At 64.0% G+C, this 20,399-nt stretch carries 19 protein-coding genes and 2 pseudogenes; 5 read left to right on the plus strand and 16 right to left on the minus strand.

Features of this window, described 5'->3' with window-relative positions; translation table 11 throughout:
* Window positions 1-147 precede the first annotated feature (147 nt).
* From MXD60_RS30290 to MXD60_RS10785, 3 genes and pseudogenes are all read left to right on the plus strand, one after another.
* Window positions 148-327: pseudogene (locus MXD60_RS30290) on the plus strand (transposase); the annotation flags it as partial.
* Between the two features lie 32 nt (window positions 328-359).
* Complete coding sequence (locus MXD60_RS30295) at window positions 360-1,067, plus strand: transposase family protein (RefSeq protein ID WP_518467717.1); 708 nt, start codon at window positions 360-362, stop codon at window positions 1,065-1,067.
* 340 nt (window positions 1,068-1,407) lie between these two features.
* Entirely contained in the window at window positions 1,408-3,594 is a 2,187-nt protein-coding gene (locus MXD60_RS10785; protein ID WP_248818882.1) for a WD40 repeat domain-containing serine/threonine protein kinase, read from the plus strand.
* A gap of 185 nt (window positions 3,595-3,779) precedes the next feature.
* Here MXD60_RS10785 and MXD60_RS30300 read toward each other — a convergent pair.
* The 3 genes and pseudogenes from MXD60_RS30300 to MXD60_RS10800 all read right to left on the minus strand — a co-directional run.
* Window positions 3,780-4,641 (minus strand): annotated as a pseudogene (locus tag MXD60_RS30300) (IS5 family transposase); the annotation flags it as partial.
* 415 nt (window positions 4,642-5,056) lie between these two features.
* Complete coding sequence (relB, locus tag MXD60_RS10795; RefSeq protein ID WP_248818884.1) at window positions 5,057-5,422, minus strand: type II toxin-antitoxin system RelB family anti-toxin; 366 nt, start codon at window positions 5,420-5,422, stop codon at window positions 5,057-5,059.
* Window positions 5,419-5,640: a hypothetical protein gene (locus tag MXD60_RS10800; protein WP_248818885.1), complete on the minus strand. Its 222-nt coding sequence runs from the start codon at window positions 5,638-5,640 to the stop codon at window positions 5,419-5,421. The genes relB and MXD60_RS10800 overlap by 4 nt, the downstream gene beginning before the upstream one ends.
* Window positions 5,641-6,699: 1,059 nt before the next feature.
* Here MXD60_RS10800 and MXD60_RS10810 point away from each other — a divergent pair.
* Window positions 6,700-7,257, plus strand: coding sequence for an IS5 family transposase (locus MXD60_RS10810; protein ID WP_308222430.1), 558 nt, complete (start codon window positions 6,700-6,702; stop codon window positions 7,255-7,257).
* Window positions 7,258-7,338: 81 nt separating this feature from the next.
* Here MXD60_RS10810 and MXD60_RS10815 read toward each other — a convergent pair whose 3' ends face one another.
* From MXD60_RS10815 to MXD60_RS10875, 13 genes are all read right to left on the minus strand, one after another.
* On the minus strand, window positions 7,339-8,178 hold the full coding sequence (locus tag MXD60_RS10815) for an S-methyl-5'-thioadenosine phosphorylase (protein WP_248818886.1): 840 nt from the start codon (window positions 8,176-8,178) through the stop codon (window positions 7,339-7,341).
* A gap of 103 nt (window positions 8,179-8,281) precedes the next feature.
* Window positions 8,282-9,004, minus strand: a complete 723-nt coding sequence (mtnC, locus tag MXD60_RS10820) for an acireductone synthase (RefSeq protein ID WP_248818887.1) — start codon at window positions 9,002-9,004, stop codon at window positions 8,282-8,284.
* Window positions 9,001-9,570, minus strand: coding sequence for a 1,2-dihydroxy-3-keto-5-methylthiopentene dioxygenase (locus tag MXD60_RS10825; protein ID WP_248818888.1), 570 nt, complete (start codon window positions 9,568-9,570; stop codon window positions 9,001-9,003). Before MXD60_RS10825 ends, mtnC begins: the two co-directional genes overlap by 4 nt.
* A gap of 3 nt (window positions 9,571-9,573) precedes the next feature.
* Entirely contained in the window at window positions 9,574-10,239 is a 666-nt protein-coding gene (gene mtnB, locus MXD60_RS10830; RefSeq protein ID WP_248818889.1) for a methylthioribulose 1-phosphate dehydratase, read from the minus strand.
* A 126-nt stretch (window positions 10,240-10,365) separates the two neighbouring features.
* Entirely contained in the window at window positions 10,366-11,400 is a 1,035-nt protein-coding gene (mtnA, locus tag MXD60_RS10835) for an S-methyl-5-thioribose-1-phosphate isomerase (RefSeq protein ID WP_248818890.1), read from the minus strand.
* 123 nt (window positions 11,401-11,523) lie between these two features.
* The gene (locus tag MXD60_RS10840; RefSeq protein WP_248818891.1) at window positions 11,524-12,189 is read right to left on the minus strand and encodes an FMN-binding negative transcriptional regulator; all 666 of its coding nucleotides are present in this window, start codon (window positions 12,187-12,189) and stop codon (window positions 11,524-11,526) included.
* Window positions 12,186-13,343: an acyl-CoA dehydrogenase family protein gene (locus tag MXD60_RS10845; RefSeq protein WP_248818892.1), complete on the minus strand. Its 1,158-nt coding sequence runs from the start codon at window positions 13,341-13,343 to the stop codon at window positions 12,186-12,188. The genes MXD60_RS10840 and MXD60_RS10845 overlap by 4 nt, the downstream gene beginning before the upstream one ends.
* Window positions 13,331-14,752, minus strand: coding sequence for an amidase (locus MXD60_RS10850; RefSeq protein WP_248818893.1), 1,422 nt, complete (start codon window positions 14,750-14,752; stop codon window positions 13,331-13,333). The genes MXD60_RS10845 and MXD60_RS10850 overlap by 13 nt, the downstream gene beginning before the upstream one ends.
* Window positions 14,749-16,245: an AMP-binding protein gene (locus MXD60_RS10855; protein ID WP_248818894.1), complete on the minus strand. Its 1,497-nt coding sequence runs from the start codon at window positions 16,243-16,245 to the stop codon at window positions 14,749-14,751. Before MXD60_RS10855 ends, MXD60_RS10850 begins: the two co-directional genes overlap by 4 nt.
* On the minus strand, window positions 16,226-17,047 hold the full coding sequence (locus tag MXD60_RS10860) for a GNAT family N-acetyltransferase (protein WP_248818895.1): 822 nt from the start codon (window positions 17,045-17,047) through the stop codon (window positions 16,226-16,228). The genes MXD60_RS10855 and MXD60_RS10860 overlap by 20 nt, the downstream gene beginning before the upstream one ends.
* Window positions 17,048-17,064: 17 nt before the next feature.
* Window positions 17,065-18,126: a DUF3419 family protein gene (locus tag MXD60_RS10865; RefSeq protein WP_308222431.1), complete on the minus strand. Its 1,062-nt coding sequence runs from the start codon at window positions 18,124-18,126 to the stop codon at window positions 17,065-17,067.
* A gap of 29 nt (window positions 18,127-18,155) precedes the next feature.
* Window positions 18,156-18,842: an iron-containing redox enzyme family protein gene (locus tag MXD60_RS10870; RefSeq protein ID WP_248818896.1), complete on the minus strand. Its 687-nt coding sequence runs from the start codon at window positions 18,840-18,842 to the stop codon at window positions 18,156-18,158.
* 536 nt (window positions 18,843-19,378) lie between these two features.
* Entirely contained in the window at window positions 19,379-19,837 is a 459-nt protein-coding gene (locus MXD60_RS10875) for a hypothetical protein (protein WP_248818897.1), read from the minus strand.
* 299 nt (window positions 19,838-20,136) lie between these two features.
* Here MXD60_RS10875 and MXD60_RS10880 point away from each other — a divergent pair, with 299 nt between their 5' ends.
* On the plus strand, window positions 20,137-20,391 hold the full coding sequence (locus MXD60_RS10880) for a hypothetical protein (RefSeq protein WP_248818898.1): 255 nt from the start codon (window positions 20,137-20,139) through the stop codon (window positions 20,389-20,391).
* Window positions 20,392-20,399: the final 8 nt, after the last annotated feature.

Here is a 20,399-nt window from a genome sequence, read left to right on the forward strand (position 1 = left end):
GTTTCGTGGCCGTCGGCGAAGCCGACAATCATGCGGGCGGCGCCGCCGATCGACCCGAACACGGACCCCATTAGGCCGTGCGCCTGGTCATGATCTTTCGGGTGGAGTGTGTTTCGGAGTCGGTCTTGGTCCGGTAGCTGGTCGTGGGTGACGCATGCGCAGCTCAGTGATGCCGCCTGGGAGTTCATCGGGCCGTTCTTGCCGATCGGCTTGTTTGGTCCGTATCCGGCTCGGTTACGGGCCCAGTTCGAGGGTGTGGTCTGGCGGTTCCGGACGGGTTCGCCATGGCGGGAGTTGCCGGCGGAGTTCGGGCGTGGTCGACGGTGCACAACCGGTTTCGGCAGTGGCGGGACGACGGGGTGTTCGACGCGCTGCTCGAGGGCTTGCTGGCGGAGGCCGCCCGTCGCGGGGAGATCGACTTGTCGCTGGTCGGTGTGGATTCCACGACCGTGCGGGCGCATCACGACGCGGCGGGGATGCGCCTGAGTCGGGAGACGATCGAGGCGATGGAGAAAGCGGCTGAGCCTGCTGACGCGGGCCGGGAAAAGGGGGCGTCGAGAAGGGACAAGACGGGCAGCGGGGCGGCGGGCGATGATGATGATGCCGGCACGCAGTGCCGGCGGCGTCGGCGTCGCCGATGGGGACTCCGGCTGAGCGTGGCGCTGCTGGGCCGGTCACGGGGCGGCCTGACCAGCAAGATTCACCTGGCCGCCGATCGGCGGTGTCGGCCGCTGGGGTTCGTGCTCGCCGCGGGGCAGGCCGCGGACAGCCCTCAGTTCGTCGCGGTCCTGAGCACGGCGCGAGCACGGGTACCGGTCGGCCGTCCCCAGACCCGGCCGGGCGCGGCCTACTCGTCGCGCGCCAACCGCGGCTACCTGCGCCGACGCGGTACCAGGGCGGTCACCCCAGAAAAGATCGACCAGGCCGCGAACCGGAAACGCAAGGGCCGTCGTGGCGGCCGGCCCTTGCGCCGCGACACCGGTCTCTACCAGGAACGGAACACTGTCGCGCGGGGCGATCAACAAGCTGAAAGCCTGGCGAGGCATCGCCACCCGCTACCCGGATGATCTGTGGGCACCGGTGGAACCGTTGCCGCAGAGTTCGGGGTGCCGGCGCCCACCGCGCACCGGCGGTTCCAATTGTGGACGCGGGCGGGTGTCTGGCCCCGGCAGCACCGGGCGATCCTGGACGCCCATGGTGGTGCCGGGCGGGTCGACTGCTCGTCGGTCTCCGAAACGAGGTCACCACCACGTCGGAACCGCGCCCGCCGCCATCCCACCCTGAAAGTGGGGTATCTCCACGAGCAAGGCCTGAAAGGGGGTGCGGGGCTAGGATGACGCATCGTGGCGAGAGAGCAATGGATGGATTTGTGACGGCCACTGACACCTGTCACGCAGCCGCCTTGTCATGATTGTCAACGAGGGGCGGGTGGCTGCGGCGCTGCCCGGCTACGAGCTGGGCGGCGAACTCGGTTCGGGGACGTTCGGGCTGGTACTCGCCGGCCGGCACCGCGGGCTTGACCGCCCAGTAGCGATCAAGGTTCTGGCCGCCAGCCACGACGGGGCGGCGGCCGAGTTCGCCGTCGAGGCGCGGCTCCTGGCCACCCTGGACCATCCGCACGTGGTTCGCGTCTATGACCTCGTCGAGACCGGCGACCTGCATCTGATCGTCATGGAGCTCCTGGACGGCGGAACGCTGACAGCCCGACACAAGATGGGGACGTTGTCGCCGCAGGGGGCATGCGCGGTGGGTCTGGCGGTGAGCGCGGCGTTGTCCTGCGCGCACGCTCGCGGGGTGCTGCACCGCGACATCAAACCCGACAACATCCTGTTCAACGCCGCGGGCCTGTTGAAGGTCAATGACTTCGGGATCGCGAAAATCGTGGACGGGTCCGGTGCCACCGCCAGCCAGGTCGCCGGCACCGCGGCCTACATGGCCCCCGAACAGATCCTCGCGGGCCGGCTGGGCCCGGCCGCCGACGTGTACGCCCTCGGGTGCGTCCTCTACCAGTTGCTGACCGGCAGGCCACCGTTCGACCCGGCCCCGTCGATACACGCGCTGTGGGAGCACCACCTCAACACGCTGCCCGCCCCGCCCACCGGCGTACCCGCCCCCCTCGCAGCAGTGGTGTTGCGGGCGCTCGCCAAGGATCCGGCCGACCGGCCGCCGTCCGCCCACGCTTTCGCCCTCGACCTGGCCAGCGCCGCCGCCACCGTCTACGGCCCGGGTTGGACCGCCCAGGCCGGGATCGGGCTGCGGCTCGACGACGACATCCGCGCCGCCGCCGCTGACCCTCCATCCCTCCCGATCTCACCGGCGCCCGCGGCCGCCACGGCCGCCCCCGAGCTCGCCGCGATCGGTACCGGGTACGGGATCGGTGACCCGTCCCTCCGCCCCCGACGAGCCCCGTCCGCCGGTCCGGGTGAGCAGGCAACCATGATGGCCGGTGCCGACCAGGCCGTCGGGGCGCCGACGGCCCACGCTCGGCCATGGCGCCGCCTGTTTCGCCGCCGCCGGATCATCGCCCCGTTCGTTCTTGCGGCCGTCGCCGCCATCGCGGCGGCCACGCTGACCAGCGTGCCTGGTCTTCAGTCGGGATCAGCCACTGCCGTCAGCCCCGACATCCATCCCGTCCCGCTCGGCCAGCCCCTGACCGGCTCCACCAACTGGGTGACCCAGGTGGCGTTCTCGCGGGATGGGCGCACCCTCATCGACGCCGACGCCAACAACATGGTGCGACGGTGGGATGTGACCGACCGCGCCTATCCCACCTCGATCGGTCAGCCGCGCACCAGTTCCACCGCGTTGGTCCTGTCGGCGGCGTTCTCCCCCGACGGGCGGATGGTTGCCTCCGGTGGCGCCGATCACATGGTGCGGTTGTGGGATGTGCCCGACCGCGCCGACCCCACCCGTCTGGGCCAGCTCGGCGAGCCCCTCGTCGGCCACACCAACTGGGTGTTCTCGGTGGCGTTCTCCCCCGACGGGCGGACGCTGGCCTCCGGCGGTGCCGACAACACGGTGCGGCTGTGGAACGTGGCCGACCGCCTTCATCCCACTCCCCTCGGCCAGCCCCTCACCGGTCACACCGACGTGGTCCTGTCGTTGGCGTTCTCCCCGGACGGACGAACGCTGGCCTCCGCCAGCAAGGACCACACGGTGCGGCTGTGGAACGTCGCCGGCCCCACCCGTCCCACCCCCCTCGGCCAGCCCCTCACCGGCCACACCAACCGGGTGCTGTCGGTGGCGTTCTCCCCCGACGGGCGGACGCTGGCATCCAGCGGTGCCGATGACACGGTGCGGCTGTGGAACGTGGCCGACCGACTTCATCCCACTCCCCTCGGCCGCCCCCTCACCGGTCACACCAACATCGTCCTGTCGGTGGCGTTCTCCCCCGATGGACGCCTGCTGGCGTCCGGCAGCCAGGACCACACGGTGCGGCTGTGGAACGTCGCCGACCGCACCCGTCCCAACCCCCTCGACCAGCCCCTCAAAGGCCATACCGCCCCGGTGACGTCGGTGGCGTTCTCCCCCGACGGGCGCACGCTGGCCTCCGGCAGCCAGGACCACACCCTGCGGCTGTGGCAGATCCGCTGAGCGGGACGGCCCAGGACGCCGAACCTGATCGACGATCAGCAACTCCCTCAGCCCGCGATGACGCGCGCGGCGATCAGACGGTTCGACGGTCGTGGTCGGCGACGAACCCGTGGCGGCACAAGCCTCATATAACGGGACGATATGGGTATCGGCGAGTTAACCAAGAAGGTGTTTGAGATCGTTGGTTAGATGATTCTCTGTAGCGGTCGGGGACCGGGTCGTCGGGCAGGTGCGTGCCGGTCGATGCGGCGGACCATGGCGCCGATCATCACCCAGCAGATCAGGGATTCGGCGTGGTCGGGACGACGTTCGTAGTCCGGGGCGTGACGACGATGCCCGGTGATCCACGACAGGGTTTGTTCCACGAGCGGCGAGGCTGCACCGCGAAGCCCTTCTGCCCGGCGGGTCGGCGCACGACCTGCACCGTCACGCCGAGCAGGCGGGCGGCCGTCCACGAACGACCCGGTGAACATCCCGCCTCCGAAGACCAGGTGTAACCGCCGGCCGGCGAAGTAGCTGTCGAGGAGGGCGTGGCGTCCGCCGACGGTGTCATGCGTACTCGCGGGAACGACCAGCACAGCCAGCAGCAGACCCACCGTGTCCACGACGACGAAACGCCTACGGCCATTGACTTTCTTACCCGCGTCACAGCCGCGGCTGGCCACCGGAACAGTGTCGGCGCCCTTCACGGACTGCGCATCGATGATCCCCACGGTCGGTTCGGTGGCACGTCCTTCTTGGACGCGGAGCTGGTCGCGGTAGCGCGTCGTGGACACGTTCGGTCACACCCAGGTCGTGCCAGCGGGCGAAGTAGTAGCACACCGTCTGCCACAGCGGATAGTCCGACGGCAACGCCCGCCACGCACAACCGTTACGCACCACGTAGAGGAGCGCGTCGACGAGATCCCGACGGTCATGCTTCTCGCGGCGGCCGATCGACGCCGCCGGCGGCAACAGCGGCTCGATCAACCCCCACTGGGCGTCGCTCAGAGCAGAGGGATAGCGGTGACGGTGACGTCGCGGCATCACCTGACCGTCACTCGCCGACCCACCCGATCAAGCCCCTTCACGGCGAGTGCACACCCATTGCACACCCCCGCAGATCACAATCAGTAACTACCCAGAGATCTCAAACACGTTCTGACCAGATGTGCAGTCAGATGACAGGCGAGAGGCACCGACAGCCGCCGAGGCTGCGGATCCCGCGAGAGGTCAAGATGCCGCACCGAGATTCAGCAGACGGTCGCGACGCGCCTTGGTGGATCCGCAGGAGGTAGCTGCGCCTGGGCGACGGTGGAGTGGTGGGCGTCCTGGAGGCGCGTCGCCTCGCTGTCCGGCCTTGGTGGAGGTCCTGTGCCGATGGTTCCTGCGAAGGTCGACTGGCGTCGGACGAGGGCCAGAACCGTTGCTGGCGACGACGTGGCCGGCCGCTGGGCGGACCCCCTTGCTGCGGCTGGTCGGTTTAGGCGAGTGTGGCGAGGTCGAGGGTGGTTTCGTGGCCGTCGGCGAAGCTGACAGTCATGCGGATGGTGCCGCCGATGGCCGCGAGGTAGGAGTTGAGGGTCGAGAGCAGCAGGTCGTGGGGCTGTTCGATCCGGCTGATCGCTGCCTGGGTGACGCCCAGGCGCCGGGCGAGTTCGACCTGGGTGAGGGCTGCGGCCTGGCGCAGCGCGGCCAGGCCCATCGCGTGGGTGCGGTCGGCTTCGGCCATGTCCGCTCGGATCTGGGCGACCTCGTCGCCGATGTCGGGCCGCTGGGCAAGCTGACGGATGCGGTCGTTGCCGCGGATGAAGGTGACGTCACCGTCGGCGGTGTTGTTGTCGGTCATGGGGTGCCTCCGTGCTGGCGTAGCCAGGCGTCGACGAGCGCTTCGCCGCGGGTGGCGGCGCTGGCGTAGAACACGTCGCCGATCGTCTTCTTGTCGAAACCGATCAAGGCGAGCACGACGTGGTCGTCGGCCGGGAACCAGCAGATGATCCGGACAGCGGCCTCCGGGTCGAACGGGTGCGCGACGCGCCACAGCTCATGGCGGCGAGCTTGCCGCACTCGCTTGAAGGTCGGGGACTCCTCAGCGGGTCTGGCTGGGAGATCCGTGAGTGCCTACAGGAGCGCGACCGCGAGGGCGAGACGGCGGCCTCCCTGTTCTTCCGCCCGGGTCAGCCAGCGGTCGAACTCGTCGGTCCAGTCGACGATCACTTCCCGAGTATGATCCCCGCTTAATACAACGTCAAACTCATACCCAACCGCGGGCTGCAACATCGCCGACCTCAGCGGGCGGCGCGTCCGCCTGCATTCAATATCATCTTGCAGCCCCGAGCGTGACGAGTGCGAGTGGCCGCGGCGAGCCAGTAGGGACGCGCTCCGCTACACAGCGTCCACCCGGTGGCCCTACCAGACGGCCCTGGAACTCCGCGCCCATGAAACGAACCCGTGCAGCGAAAATCGCGCATAACAGACAATCGGCACGGTACTGCTATGAGCTTTGGGTAACCGAACGAATCAGTTATCGCTATCAGTGCTGGTCCGCAACATCTCGATCAGCTACCTTAAGTAGCTGCACAACTACGGAAGGTGCCCCCAACGGGGTTCGCAGCAGACCCGTGCAGGACTGACGAGCGTTTCAGCGTCAGGACGGCTTGTCGTCAAGGGTGATTTTACGCTTCCCGTGCGTGGAAGTGCCAGGTGAGCGCGCCGGGCGGTCGTGGCGGCCACGGGGCAGGGAACTCGGCCGTCCGTGGCACCACTGTGATCATGGTGTCGGTGTGGGGCTCAGTTTCCTGTTCGGCTTCGGCAATACCTGGGCGTTGGGACTCCATCTGGGGGTGCCGCCGTACGTCGCGCCTTTGGTCGCCCCCGCGGTCGATTTGCCTGTTGTTGGCCTTTTGCCCGGGATCCGCCAGCTGGCGCTCGGCGGAGCGACTACCCGGCAGCTGCGGCCGGCCTGGCGTCTGCTCGTGTTCGCTCTCCCGCGAAAGCTGTCTGCTTTCCCGGCCTCACCTACGGCATCAGCGTGCCGGCATCCACGTCACGAAGAGCCTGTCTCGCTCATGACGAGTGCAACGGTCATGTCCCTGATCAGCGGTCTGCCGATGCATCCGGAACCTGGTGACACCACTTTTTCGATCAGGACTGACGAGGGGATCACATCATGCCAGGTCCGGAGGCCGGGAGCCCCGTTGCGGGGCCACGAAGAAGGTAACGGGAGGCTCACTGACCGGTCCGAGCCCGGTCGACCGCGGCAAAGCCGGCTCGAAACTGCACGTGCTCACTGATGCCGCCGGTCTTCCGCTGGTCGTCGGTGTCTCCGGGGCCAACCTCCATGACGGCCACGCGCTGATCCCACTGGTCACGGGGATCCCCGCGATCCGTTCCCGACGCGGCCCGCGGCGCCGCAAGCCAGGCAAGTTGCGCGCGGACAAGGCCTACGACAGCGACGACCTGCGTCGATTCCTGCGCGCCCGCGGGATCACACACCGGATCGCCCACAAGGGCATCGAGTCCAGCGAGAAGCTCGGCCGCCACCGCTGGAAGGTCGAGCGGACGATGGCCTGGCTCGGCGGCTACCGGCGTCTCACCATCCGCTGCGAACGCAACGGCCATAACTTCCTCGGGTTCCTCACACTGGCAGCGGCACTGACCTGCTGGAAGAAGCTGGCCACATGAGACAAGCTCTAAGCCGATGAGGCCCTGCCGACACCGGCGGCCCGGCGACAGGAGGTACGTCGAAAAGAAGCCAAGACCCTTTCAGGACGATGCCCCCGGAATGTTGATGGGAAGAACGATACCTTCGTGCACGGAGACGCATGGACAATCCCGTTCAACTGGAAGGTCGGGCAGGGTCTCCTTAAGCAGCACGCGCAGTCGGTCCGTGTTCTCAGCGAAGATGCGGAAGACCTCTGGCTGCGAAACCGAAGATTCCTGGTCCACGCCCGCATCGAAGTCGGTGACGAGTGCGACCGTGGTATAACACATGGCGAGTTCACGTGCGAGCGATGCTTCCGGGTAGCCAGTCATGTTGATCACGGAACATCCCGCCGCCGCGTACCATCGCGACTCGGCGCGGGTCGAGAAACGTGGCCCCTCGATTACCAGCATCGTTCCGCCGTTCACGATCCCGAGCCCCAACCGGTCGGCGCTCTTCGCGAGGACCGAGCGTCCGACCGGGCAGTAGGGATCGGCGAACGAGACGTGAACCGCACCGGTCTCAAAATAACTCTGCGAACGTCCGCTGGTGCGATCGATGAGCTGATCCGGAATGACGAAAGTGCCGGGTGGCTGGTCGGCCAGCAGTGAGCCGACCGCGCAGGGAGCAAGAATTTGCCTTACTCCGAGGGCGCGAAGTGCCCACATGTTGGCACGGTAGTTGATCGCTGATGGTGGATATTCATGACCGCGCCCGTGGCGAGGTAGAAAAGCGACAAATCTGCCATCGATCTGCGCCACCGTGAAAACGTCTGAAGGCTCCCCGTACGGGGTGCTGACTCGAACTTCTTTGGTGTTGTCGAAAAGGCTGTAGAGGCCGGTTCCGCCAATCACTCCCAGTTCGATTCGGTCATCTTGTGTCGCATGGGGAATGCTTGCCACAAAATCCTCCTTGAATGGTTGCAACCCTGCTTCCGAAGAAGTGTGAAAGCTTGGTCCTGAGTCCTGCTGGAACGTATCGGCCGGCTACATCAAGCCTGAACCTCTAGGTGTTCCCGTTCCCGATCGATCCATCGGTATTCGGAACCGGATCCAGGTCAACCTCGCCAAAGTCGGTGACTTCCCGATGCTGGCTGGAACCGACGGGTTCGCGAAGGCTTCTTATGACCCAGAAACTGGACCAGCCGGCGGCCTTCGCCGCGTCAAGCTCCGCTACTACGTCCGAGAGAAAGAAGATCCGTGACGGGGGCAGATCGAGGAACCGTGCAATGAGTTCGTAGGAGTCCCTAGACCTCTTCGGCCCGGCGTTCCTGATGTCGAAGTGCCTTGTGATGTACCGAGAGAGATCTCCCAATTGAGTATGCTTGAACCACGCCTGCTGGGCGCGGACCGAACCCGAGGAGTAGATATTCACGGTTAGGCCCTGATCGACCCAGGAAGCCAGGGCAGGCGGAACGTCCCGGTACACGTGCGAACACAGCTCGCCGGCCTCCAGTCCCTTCTCCCAGATCAGCCCCTGAACGCTCTTGAGAGCAGCTGCCTTCCGGTCTTCACAGATCCATTGCCGCAGCGTCGCACCGAGGCCGCCGGGTGCCGCAGCAGACGGGCCGGCGGCCGATCGAAGCTCGTCCATGAGATCCGGGTGTTCGGCGCCGCAGCGCTCCAGCCACTCCTCGATCCGTTCGGCCGAATACGGGACGAATGTGTCTTGGAAATATTCCAGCGAACTCGTCGTGCCCTCGATGTCGAGAACGACCGCTCCAGTCATGCCACAATTTCGTCAAGCGAGAGGATCCGCGACGACACCGGATCCCCGCTGAAGTCGCCGACCCAGCCGTCCTCATTCAGGAAGAAACGTATCGCGCAAAACTCTGGATCGCTTCCCATGTCGAACCAATGACGGACCCGGGCAGGAATCGACAACAGATCTCCGGCCTCGCAGACGAGGGCGTAGACGTGGTCGCCAAAATGGAGGTAGAAACAGCCTTTTCCTTCGGCGAAGAAACGCACCTCGGCATCGCGATGTGTATGTTCCTCCAGGAACATCTGGCGAGCCTCAGACACGCGCGACGGACGGTGCGGATCTCCCGCGCCGCGCACCATCCGCACCACGTCGACGAATCTGAACCGGTGTTCGTTGATGAGGCGGTCCACCTCGGCACGGTACGCGTCTAGAATTTCTTTACCGTCTGGAGCAAGACCTACTGGTCGCTGTACCCTCCAGCGCTCGAAGTGCACATTCTGGGCAGCAAGCTCCAGGCTTATCCGTACCGGATCGCTCGTACTCAGGGCCGCCCTTCCCCCGCCATCCGGAATGATCTGCATCAAGGTCATGTCTCAGCTCATTTCTATTCCGCCTACCGCAACCGTCAATTGATCGAGAAGGTAGAGGCGGCACAGGATCTCAAGGCTTTCCAGCTGGATTCGGGCTGAGGCCAGGTCGCTGCCCCAGGCAGTGGCACCGTGGTAGGAGATCAAAAAAATGTTCGGGGAGTGCGACCGCCCGGGCCCGGCTGCGTAGTAGTCGCGGACGTCGGCTGCGATCCGCGAGACGTCGCGATGGTTCCGGAAGACCGGAAGACTGATCTGGGGGTCGTCCGAGCCCCCGAAGGCCTTGATGATCTCATAGTTCTCAAAGTCGACGGAACCGAGACCCTGCCGCGCGGCCTGTGCCGAGATGGTCGTCGCGAACGGTGGATGGGCATGCGCGACAGCTTGGCAATCTGGAAAGGCCTGATACAAAGCGAGATGAATCGCGGTCTCGGCCGAAGGCCGAGGACCTCCGGACGCGGGACGGCCAGTCTCGATGTCAACCTCGGTGATGTCCTGTGGGGTCAGGTCACCCTTCTCGCGTCCGCTCGCCGTGATGGATATGGCCGCGTCCAGGTCTCCACGTCGGATTGACAGATTCCCCGCAGTACCCTCCATCCAGCCGCGTGCGTACAACCGGCGGGCGGTCAGTACTAGATCCCGTCGATCACGATCTGCCGGGTTCGTCGTCATTCATTCCACCCTGTTAGTCGGTGGGGGCGGACACGACGTTCCTCCCGGCCACCACAACGCCAGGTTCGATAGTTCATTCCAGCCTCACGATAAAAACCTCGCACAGCCGGTGTACCCCTGTTGTGTTTATCGACCGATGAGCGGGTCGAGCGGCTGATCTGCTACTTCAACGCCGTTGGCGAGAATATTATTCTCGGTTATGACGGCAGTGACCAGATCGGTCGGAGTGATATCGAAGGCAGGATTGAATACGGTGGTACCTGTCGGCGCGACCTGCATTCCCGCGAAATGTGTCACCTCGTCCGACCGCCGTTCTTCGATCACGATCTCGCTACCGGTGGCGAGCGCCGCATCGAGGGAGGACTCCGGGCTCGCCACGAGGAACGGCACACCTGCGTGCCGGGCGGCGGCTGCTAACGCGTACGTGCCAATCTTGTTCGCCACGTCACCGTTCGCGGCAATCCGGTCTGCTCCGACGAGCACACAGTCCACCATCCCGCGATACAGCGCGGCGGCGCCGGCGGAGTCGACGCATAACCGGTGAGGAATTCCGGCCTCCGCTAGCTCCCAGGCAGTGAGGCGGGCACCTTGCAGGAGCGGTCTCGTCTCGCCGAGAAGAACCTCGTGCACTCGATCCAGGTCCGCCAGTTCGCGGATGGCGCCCAGCGCGGTGCCCCAGGCCACGGTTGCCAGACGGCCCGTGTTGCAGTGCGTGAGTATCCGTACCCGGCGTTCCGGGAACAGCCGCATCACGAGCTGGGCAACACGGCGTGAGACCGCCCGATTCGTCTGCTCGTCCTCGTTCAGCATCCGCAGAGCCTCTGCCAGGACTGCCCGAGGGCCCTCGGACACGCGGTTCAACGCCCGCCTCACCCCCCACTCCAGATTCACCGCGGTGGGCCTGGCGGCGGTGAGGCGCGCCGCGTCCCTCCGTACCGCGGCCTCGTCGACCACTCCCTCTGTGGTGTTCAGCGCGCTGGAAAGTGCGACTCCCAGCGCCGCGGCCACACCTATCGCGGGCGCACCGCGGATCGCTAGACTGGAGATGGCCTCGACGAGTTCGTGGACGGATGTCAGTCTGAGTAGGCGCAGCTCACGGGGGAGTGCCCGCTGGTCGACCGCGACGATGGCACCCTGGTCCCAGGACAGGGAACGTTCCACAGGCTGTCTCCTTCCGCTCACGCCGGCAGGGCATGCGGCACCGTCGTGGGCGGGCCGGCATGCCGCAGGCCGGCCTTCAACAACCACACGAATCGGTGACTGCCGGGGCTGCGATTCTGCTGATCACGTGCCGGAGGCGCTGGGCTCCTCCGCCTGGGCGGTCGCCTTCCACTGCCCTGCGTCCAGCCATTCGACCAGGTCGCGATAGTCGTCACCGGAGCTGAAAGGTGTTCTACTCGCAAAGGCAGAGATCGCCGCCCGGTCGACATCGGACCGATGGCCGCTCGTCTTCTGTGTGATTTTTACCTGATCGATATGGTACCGGAACGTCAGGATGGCCGGTAGAAGCTTCTGATAATAGCTGAGTGTGTCGCCCATATGCTCGCCATACAGGAGCTTGGGATCTATTTCGCTCGCCGTCGTCAGGAGGGCTTCGAAAGAATCCTCGCCATCTTCTATCAGCTCGATCCTGCCAGTGAATTTGACCGAGCAGTAGTTCCAGGTCGGTACAGCGGGCTGACGCTCGTAGCAGGTCGGTGAGACGTAGGTATGGGCGCCGGCCACCAGGCCGAGGGTGGGGTGTGGCCGTGGCCAGGCCCTCGGATGCGGATTGGTTCTGCTGACATGCCCGAGGAGCGTCAAATCTCCTTCGGTGGCTTTCAGTACAGTGAGCGGGACACGTGAGACTAGATAGTCGTCCTCAACGAAATCGACGAGCTCGCAGAGCGGATACCTCCGCAGCAAGGCAGCGGCGAGCTCCAGGTCACCTCCTTCGACTTCGACAGTCATGAGGCAATCAGCTCACCCAACAGAATCATGAGATAGTTGTTCTCGCCCTCGTACAGCTGGTTCAATCTCACGTCCCGGTATAGTTTCTCCATCGGAAACTCCTCCATATATCCGTTTCCGCCCATCAGCTGCATGGCTTCCGAGACCACCTCAGTCGCCTGCTCGGAACAATAGGTCTTCACCATGATGGCCAGCTTGTCATCCAGACGGTCCGTGTCCTCGGCCTGGAGGAACGCCGTGTAGGCAAAGGCGCGAACCGCAGCCACGCGAGTCGCCAGACGCGCGAGCCTCACCTGGACAGCCTGGTGCTCGACCAGCGCCCTGCCGTTCTGCACCCGGTTCCGGCAGTATTCGAAAGCGATGTCGTAAGCCCGTTTGGCCACGCCCGCGCTGGAGATTCCCACTCCCGGCCGGGCGAGCGCGAGGGTCGAGGTGAAGATGTGCGCACCCTGGCCAGCCACCCCCACGAGGTGGTCCGCGGGCACGAAAACATCGTCGAAATGTAGTTCTCCCACACGGCTCGTGCGGTGCCCGAGCTTCGCGGGCTCGGCACCGACGCGAAATCCCTCGCTCGTCGTGTCGACCACCAGGAGGACTGGGCCTTCGCGCGAAGCACAGAGCGTGACGACATACGAGGCGATCGGCCCGTTGGAGATAAATCGTTTGACGCCGCGCACCACCCAGCCGCTCTCGTCCCTCTCAGCCCAGGTATTCAGGCCAGTACCGGTCCTGGCGGCGCTCAGTACGTCTGATCCGGACTCTGGTTCAGTACCGGCGACCGCGAAGAAGACCCGGCCGTCCACGTCGTCTCGGATGATTTTTCCGAAGCGTTCCCGCAGACCGTAGTCACCGAACTGCAGGATCGGGGTCAGCCCGAGTGTGTTGCCACCGATGATGTCAGTGCATCCGAGGTCGGCATACGCGAGCTCCTCCAAGATGATCCCGACGGAAACCAGATCGAGCCCATTGCCCCCGTACTCCTTCGGGATCGCAGCCCGGCCGAAGCGTTGGTTTATCTCCCAGGCCGCGGACTCGGGCAGTGCTTGTCGGCGTGCGTCGCATTCACGTCCCAGCGGTAGCAGGGTGCCGCGCGCATAAGCGCGAACGGAATCACGCAGCTCTGTCTGTGCCTGCGTGAGCGTCAACGTGGGCATGTGAGTGTGCTCCCCGTCGGGCCGACTTCCGCCCTGACGATGCGGTCAGCCAGATCAAGCAGTCTCTCCTCGGACCAGGCGGGTCCGACAATCTGGATCCCGGCGTGAAGGCCGGACTGCAGACGGACAGGTATCGTAACGGCCGGCAGACCGAGCATCGACACCATCCAGGTACAGCGCTGGGCTGCCAACAGATGCGCCTCGCCCCCGTCGTATTGGACAGTCTGAACTCCTGACGGCTGGGCGGTGACGGGCGAAGCCGGAAGCAGGATGACGTCTGCCCGTCCGAACAGCTCGGCTGCATCCGTCCGCAGGTTGTGTCGTTTGATGGCGGCTCGCGCGAAGTCGGCTAGATCCACCGGGCTGCTCGCCGCGAGCTCAAGGAAATTCTGCAGTGTCGGCCCGATCAGTTCTGGATGCGCCATGAACAGGCCGAGGTCGTTTGGATCACCACCGTAGCCGCCGGCCAGCGCCCAGAAGAAATCCTCGGACTGGTCAAGGAACTCGGCACCCTCATCCAGGATGGTGAAACCGAGCGAGGAGACGATCGCGCTGACTTGGGACAGCGCGGCCGCGACGCCGGGGTCCAAGGGGACCGGCCCGATTTGGTCGCACACTATAGCAAATCCAGTGCTGCCCGCCGATGTAGGTCCAACTGGTACCGAGTACGGGTTCAGCGGATCGTGGGCGGACATCACTCCGAGAAAATACCGCAGATCATCAACCGATGATGCGAGCGCGCCGAGAACCGCCACCTCGTGCCAGGCGTCCGGGCTGTGTCCCTGGGCCGGCACCAGCCCCGGGGTCGGCTTCAAAGAGAAGCACCCAGACCACGCAGCCGGCAGGCGCAGTGAACCGGCGAGGTCTGACGCAATGCCCAGACTCGCGCAGCCGAGCCGAACCGCGACGGCGTCACCCGAGCTTGACCCGCCCGCGTCAAGGTGCGGATCGTCGGGATTGGCCACCGCGCCGAAGAGCGGATTGTCCGATGTCAGGCCAAGGGTTAGCTCGGCGCAGTTTGTCTTGCCCAGGACGATGGCACCGGCGGCGCGCAGTCGCGCCACCGCCCTCGCGTCCGAGACTCCGACTCTATCGCGAAAGAACAGTGACCCGCTGGTAAAGGGCGCGCCTGCCACCTCCAGCGCATCCTTGACCGTGACTACGATGCCGTCAAGCGCGCTGAGCGGCTGACCATTCCGATAGCGCTCGGCTGATGCTCTCGCCTCAGCGCCGGCGTCATCGGATCGGAGATGGACGATCGCGTTCGAGCGGACACCGAGCTGCTCGACCTGCCGCAAGCTCATCTCAAGCAGGTCGACTGGCGTGAGGTCGCCACTACGGTAGCGGGCTGTGATCCCCGCGATCCCACCGAGCTCAAGCACACCTGCGGAGTGGTGTGTCAGTGTCACTGCGTCACCTCCAGAATCCTTGCCCAGTAGTTTTGCTCGATGCGCTTGCGCACGGGCTTACCGGTTGCTGTCATCTCGCCCTTCTCGACATCGAGCGGTGCGTCGAGAAACACGACGTCATTGATGCGTTCGTCAAACGGCAGCCGGGCCACGTGGCGGCGGAGTTCGTCCAGAAACGCGGTACGATTCGCGGCGGTGTTCGGTCGGAGATGGACCACGGCCACCGCGCGTTCGAGGGTGTTTCCGACGAATGCGATCTGCTGGCAGTTCGGCGCCGATGAGAGTAGACCTTCCAGCTCCTTCGGAAAAAGCTTCTTCCCGGTCTTAAGGCAGATCGAGTCCTTCTTGCGCCCTCTGAGGACGAGAAAGCCGTCGTCGTCGAGGTCTCCTACGTCGCCGGTGCGCAGCCAACCGTCGACCAAGGTATCGGCAGTCGCCCCTTCGTTCCCCCAGTACCCGGCAAACACCGACTCGCCTCGGACGAGTATCTCACCGTCATCGGCGGTCTTGACATCGACTCCGTCGTGCGGCAAGCCTACAGTTCCTTCTCGAAATCCTGACGGAAAATTGAAGGTCGCGAGCGAGCAGCACTCGGTCATCCCATATCCTTCGTACAGTGGAAGACCATGCGCCCGGTAATAGGCCAGCAGAGACGGTGCCACCGGAGTCGTCCCAGTGTAGAGCTTGGATGCCCCGCCCAGCAGTTCGGCCAGGCTCATCGAGCCCAGGAGGTCCGCATGGACCGTGGCAATATCCTGGAAGAACACCGGTGGGCTCGCGACGAACGTTGGCCGGTACTGGACCAGCTGGTGTACTAGATCGCGATAAGGATTCGCGAAGCCAATCGTTCCCGCGCACTCCAGGAAGAAATAGAGATCGTTGACGCGGGTCTGAGCGAGTGGCAGGAAGATCAGATTCCGGTCACGCTCCCCTAACGGAATCTTTTTCGTGAAGATCTCGCAGGCGTACCGTGCATTACGGTAGCGAATAGCGCACGCTTTGTATCCACCGGTGGTGCCTGACGTGCTTGCGAGATAGAGCACGGCGTTGTCGTCATGCTCAATGGGGAATCGGGATAGATCGATGGGCCGATCCACCGCGTGTTCCGCGATTAGCTCACGGACCAGGACCGCAGCAGGCGATCCGGTCTCGAGTAGCAGCGGGTCCGACTCCTCCGCGACGATGACGGAGGGCGTGAGGAGCTCAACGAAACTCCGCTTCTGGTGGGTCGCCGCGCCAGGGGCCAATGCGAGTGGCAGCGCTCCCAGCAACTGGGCCGCCAGATCGATGGCCACCCATTCTACGGAGTTGCGCACCGTGACGAGGACCCGGTCACCGCGGCCGACGCCGCGATCCCTGAAGGAATCCGCGAAGGACACGGCCAGGGCGAGGAGCTGCTCACGGGTGAAAGTACGGCGCGTGCCCCGGACGTCATCGGTCAGGAATATGCGATCGGGTGCCCGCTCGCAGGTCTCAAGAAACTTCTTGAGCATCCCCGTTCCTTTCTAGCATGGCGCCTTTGAAGAGGCCCGGCAGTCGCATGTAGCCGGCTCGTTCGAGGAGGCTGAGCGACGGTGCGTTCGATGGCTCGACATCGCAGACAATTGTGGTGAAGTGAGGTCTTAGCAAGCTCAGATGTCGGGAGGTCAGCCAGTATGCAAGTCCATGGCCACGGAACTCGCTGCGCACCACCAGGAATCCGACCATTGCGATTGAGAATTTGTGGTCTACGAAATGTGTGCCGATCGCCCCGACCAGGTCGGGGCCATGGAAGAGGCCGAGGAAGAATCCATCCCGGAGCGCGCCGAGATGATATCTGCTGACTCCCGTCTCGCGATACAGACGAGCCAACTCCGGATGAGCGTCGTCACCCAGCCTGTGCAGGCTGTACTCCCGATTCTCTGGGCACGCCTGAGCGCTACCCCGAAGCGCAAGGCGGACATAGTGTTCGGTCGCAACGGGATGATAGCTGGGGACCGACAAAGAAATCGCCGGCGGTGCGAAGGAGAAGATGTGCTGCTCGCTCGCGGAGTGCTCGATTCTCCAGTCGACTGTGGCACCCTCGGGCGCCCGGCCGAGAATATAGGCGTGGACCACGCGTGGCAGCATCGGATACAGCGCACAGGCGGGTGCCTCGACCACGCAAATATCGTTCACGATCCGGCAGATGTAGCCCTCGGTGAGCTGCCGGCAGAACAGGTAGGCGTTCTGGGCAATGGCGGTCGTAGCGAGAGCACGAGACCGGGCCAGCGATCTTGCTGGAGAGGCAGCGGAATCTTCCGAAGACTCCGCCACGTCTCCTATGCTTGGCTTCACGCGCTCTCGGTGGTGCTCTGCGGGCGAGTCCAGGACTCATAGCGGGAGTAGTATCCGATGCGGTCCAGTGAGATGTTTGATTTTGAGAGGCTGGAGTCGAGGTTCCACCCGCCGGCGCACTCTGGCAGCGCCCGTTCTCTGAGAAAGGATCGGAGGAAAACCCGTGCACCCGGGCGCGAGACACGGCTGACTGCCTGCCAGACAGTCAGGTAGGATTCTTCGTCGCACCAGTCGAGAATGTTGCTGAGATTTATCGCGTCGACGGACCTGGGTGGGAGGGACTCAAGGGCATCGGCGAGATCGGCGACAACCCACTGGATTTTTCTGCTCGTCTGGCGAACGGTGTCGAAGCTGTCTGGACGAGCGAATTCGGGAAGCTCCGCCTCTTCGGACCAGGCACCCGATACAAGCCGGGAGAAGAAATAGTTTTCTTTTGCATATCGCGTCACCATCTGTCGAAACATGATGTTGTGAAAGAAATGCGAGAATGGGACCTCTGCCATCATGGGAAATGCCCAGCTTGGAATGAATGCGCCCGAGATCTTCTCGTCCGCGAGATAGTCGTCGAGAAAGGAGACAACCGAGGGGCCGGCCAGGTGGGCTTCCCAGAGTTCCAGTCGCCGCGACGGGGAAGAAGTGTTGAGGATGAGACGGAGCGCGTCGTCTCCCGCCGTGGCCAGGCCTCGCCGCAGGCCTTCGAGGAACTCCTCGAGGTGGGAGAAGGCCGCGAGACCGCCCGATTTGGATACCTCGGACCGCTGCAGCTCCCGGAGCGGGACAGCGGCGGCGTGTTGGTCAAGTATCCGATGCACTTCGTGACTCGGTGCTTTTTGATACCCCATCGCAACGGCGAAGTCGCCGTAGGTGGCCGCTGTCATCAGCCGCTGTTTGGCCTTGCAGAGCTCGATCTGCGCGGAAGAGACGTCCACCGCGATGACCTCCGCCGCGCTGGTGCACGCCGCGTTGAAGGCGTTGTCGCCACCCGACGCGATTGTGACGACAGTGTCACCCGGCTGGATCTGTAGAGAGCGTTTGATGACCCACCAGTCCTCCATCACCTCGGAGTACGTGGGCCGCTCCAAGCCCTTCACCGGGAGGTGGCGGCCAGCGCCCTGCCGGCAACGTAGGCCCGGAAGACGCCGTCGAGCAGCAGCCCCTGCAGGTGTAGCGACTCCTCCAGGACCCGGCGGATCGCCACTCTGTCCTCTTCGCTGCGAACGGCCTCCTTGATCGCCCGGCGCACCCCGTTGAAGTGGGCCTCGTCGATCGTCGAGTGCTCGACGAAGAAGGTCATCTGGTCGTCGCCCAGACCCATCGCACGCATGGCGTCCGTCAGGTCACGAATATGTGTGTAGCAGCTCTCGGCCCAGTAGCTGTAACCGAGGCGCGCAACTGCTCCCTCCAACATCGCTATTCGGTAGAGATATGAGATGAAGGCCAGCGACTCGGGCAGAGGCCGGCTGTTCGCGACCGGTTCGGTGTCGTAGTCGGCGGCGGCGAGGTCGTGGATGACCATCTGGTCGTGACCGGCCTCGGCGTACGCGTGATGAGTCGCGAAACGCAGGAGGGGCAGTTGGTCGGAGAAGACGTTGACCGCGGCGAGGGCCTGGTTCTGGGTGTTGTGGCGCGTGTAGTGATAAATCTCGCGCATGAGAAGGTAGTAGAGCTCGCGGTTCAGACCTTCGTTGCGAAGGTGCTGCCAGAAGGGCATCTTATGGATCTCAGCCCACTTGACGGCGGCGATTTTGTCGAGTTCAGCGAAGAAGTGTTCCATGGATTCTCTCCTATTTTCGTTGTTCGGTACGGACGGCCGACATGGGATGACGGTCGAGGTGTCGAAGACAGGCCTCGAACACCGCCACCTGATTGAACGGATCTTGTCGTCGAGATTTGCCGCCCCTTGTGGGCCGTAATGAGGCTGGTATCTACTATGGAAGGCTCGGCGTCGGCATTGGGGACGTCGGTGAACAGGCCCTTGAGACGAGGTCACCGTGAATAAGGTGCGATAGATGTAAATACTGTCGGGCGAGAGAGCTGAACGACAGAAAAAGAGGTAGAAGGCCCGGGGATGGGCTTTTAAAGATGGACACCAGGCCCGGATGGGAAAGGTGAACGAAGGGTCTCAATCATGAAATGCGCGATATTGTCAACGGCTTGATTTTTGGTTCGTGATTGTCAGGTCGGAGAGGCATGGCATATCTGAAGCGCTGCCTACCGCCAGATCTAGTGACGCCGACCCTGCTGCCGATGGAGCCTGTGTTAGTGGGGATCAACTCGGTTGGTCGGCTGTACTGGAGTTTCGTAGATTTTTTATGCGATCGCCGGGGAGACGGTCCGACGCGGCGTAACACGGCGACGCTGTTGCGAGCGTTCGACTAACTCGAGGATGTGCCCCTGAACCACGGCGTATCGCTGGGAGCTGGCAGAGCCGTGCGAGAGCGTGTGGTGTGAGAGTATCCGAGCACCGAACCGACGCGAGTACAGGACTGCCAGTCTCGGCTTGCAGACGGCGAACCACTGCCGGCAGTCAAGCTCCTCGAGCAGCTGCTCAGCGGAGTCGCCCACGAGAATGTCAAGTATTTCGGTGCCTCGGTGCCTCGAATCTACCAGCAGCCGCGATATCTCGACGTATTCGCCGTCGTATTCGCCGTCGAGTGAACCGAGGATGGCGTGACGGGAGGGCAGATCGAACTGCGGAAACCAGTCTTCGACCTCTGCCGAGTAGCGGATCGACGCCGCGATGCCGTCCAGATACTGGATGTAGTACACGTGCGAACGCTGGTCTGGTACGTCGACTCCCTCCGTATCGACCTTCCGGGAGGAAACGACATGAGGGTCACTGCGCCATAGGTGAACAATGCGGTGCAACTGGATCCGAGCCAGCTCGCGTGAGGTGCGGGCCTTTCGAACTACGAGGCCTTCTGCAGTTGTCGCCTGGCTCGAAATCGTGACTGTTCGGCTATGGGCGCCGTCTTCCAGTCCCACACATCCCCCTTGTGTGCGCCTTCGCGAATTTTGCAAAGCCTTGAAGGCCTATTCAACAGCAATCTGACTGATAATGGACGTGAATGCTGGAGGCTTTCGTCGGCCAGAAGGAACGTTATATGTGGATTATTGGTGTGTCAAGAAAACTACGTAAAGTTACAGTCGATCCGACTGCTATCTACGCCTTGACGCGGCGCATCCTCTGTGTGTGGATCAAGATTGATGGTCGGATCTGTGTCCATGAGCTGCAAGAAGTCATACTCAATGAAATCGATCGAAAACATCCGATGGGGTTGTGGGGAATGGCGGCGTGGCCACCCCTCCGTCGCCTTCCGTAGTCGAGCGG

It is taken from the genome of Frankia sp. AgB32 (assembly GCF_023243045.1).
GTDB lineage: Bacteria > Actinomycetota > Actinomycetes > Frankiales > Frankiaceae > Frankia.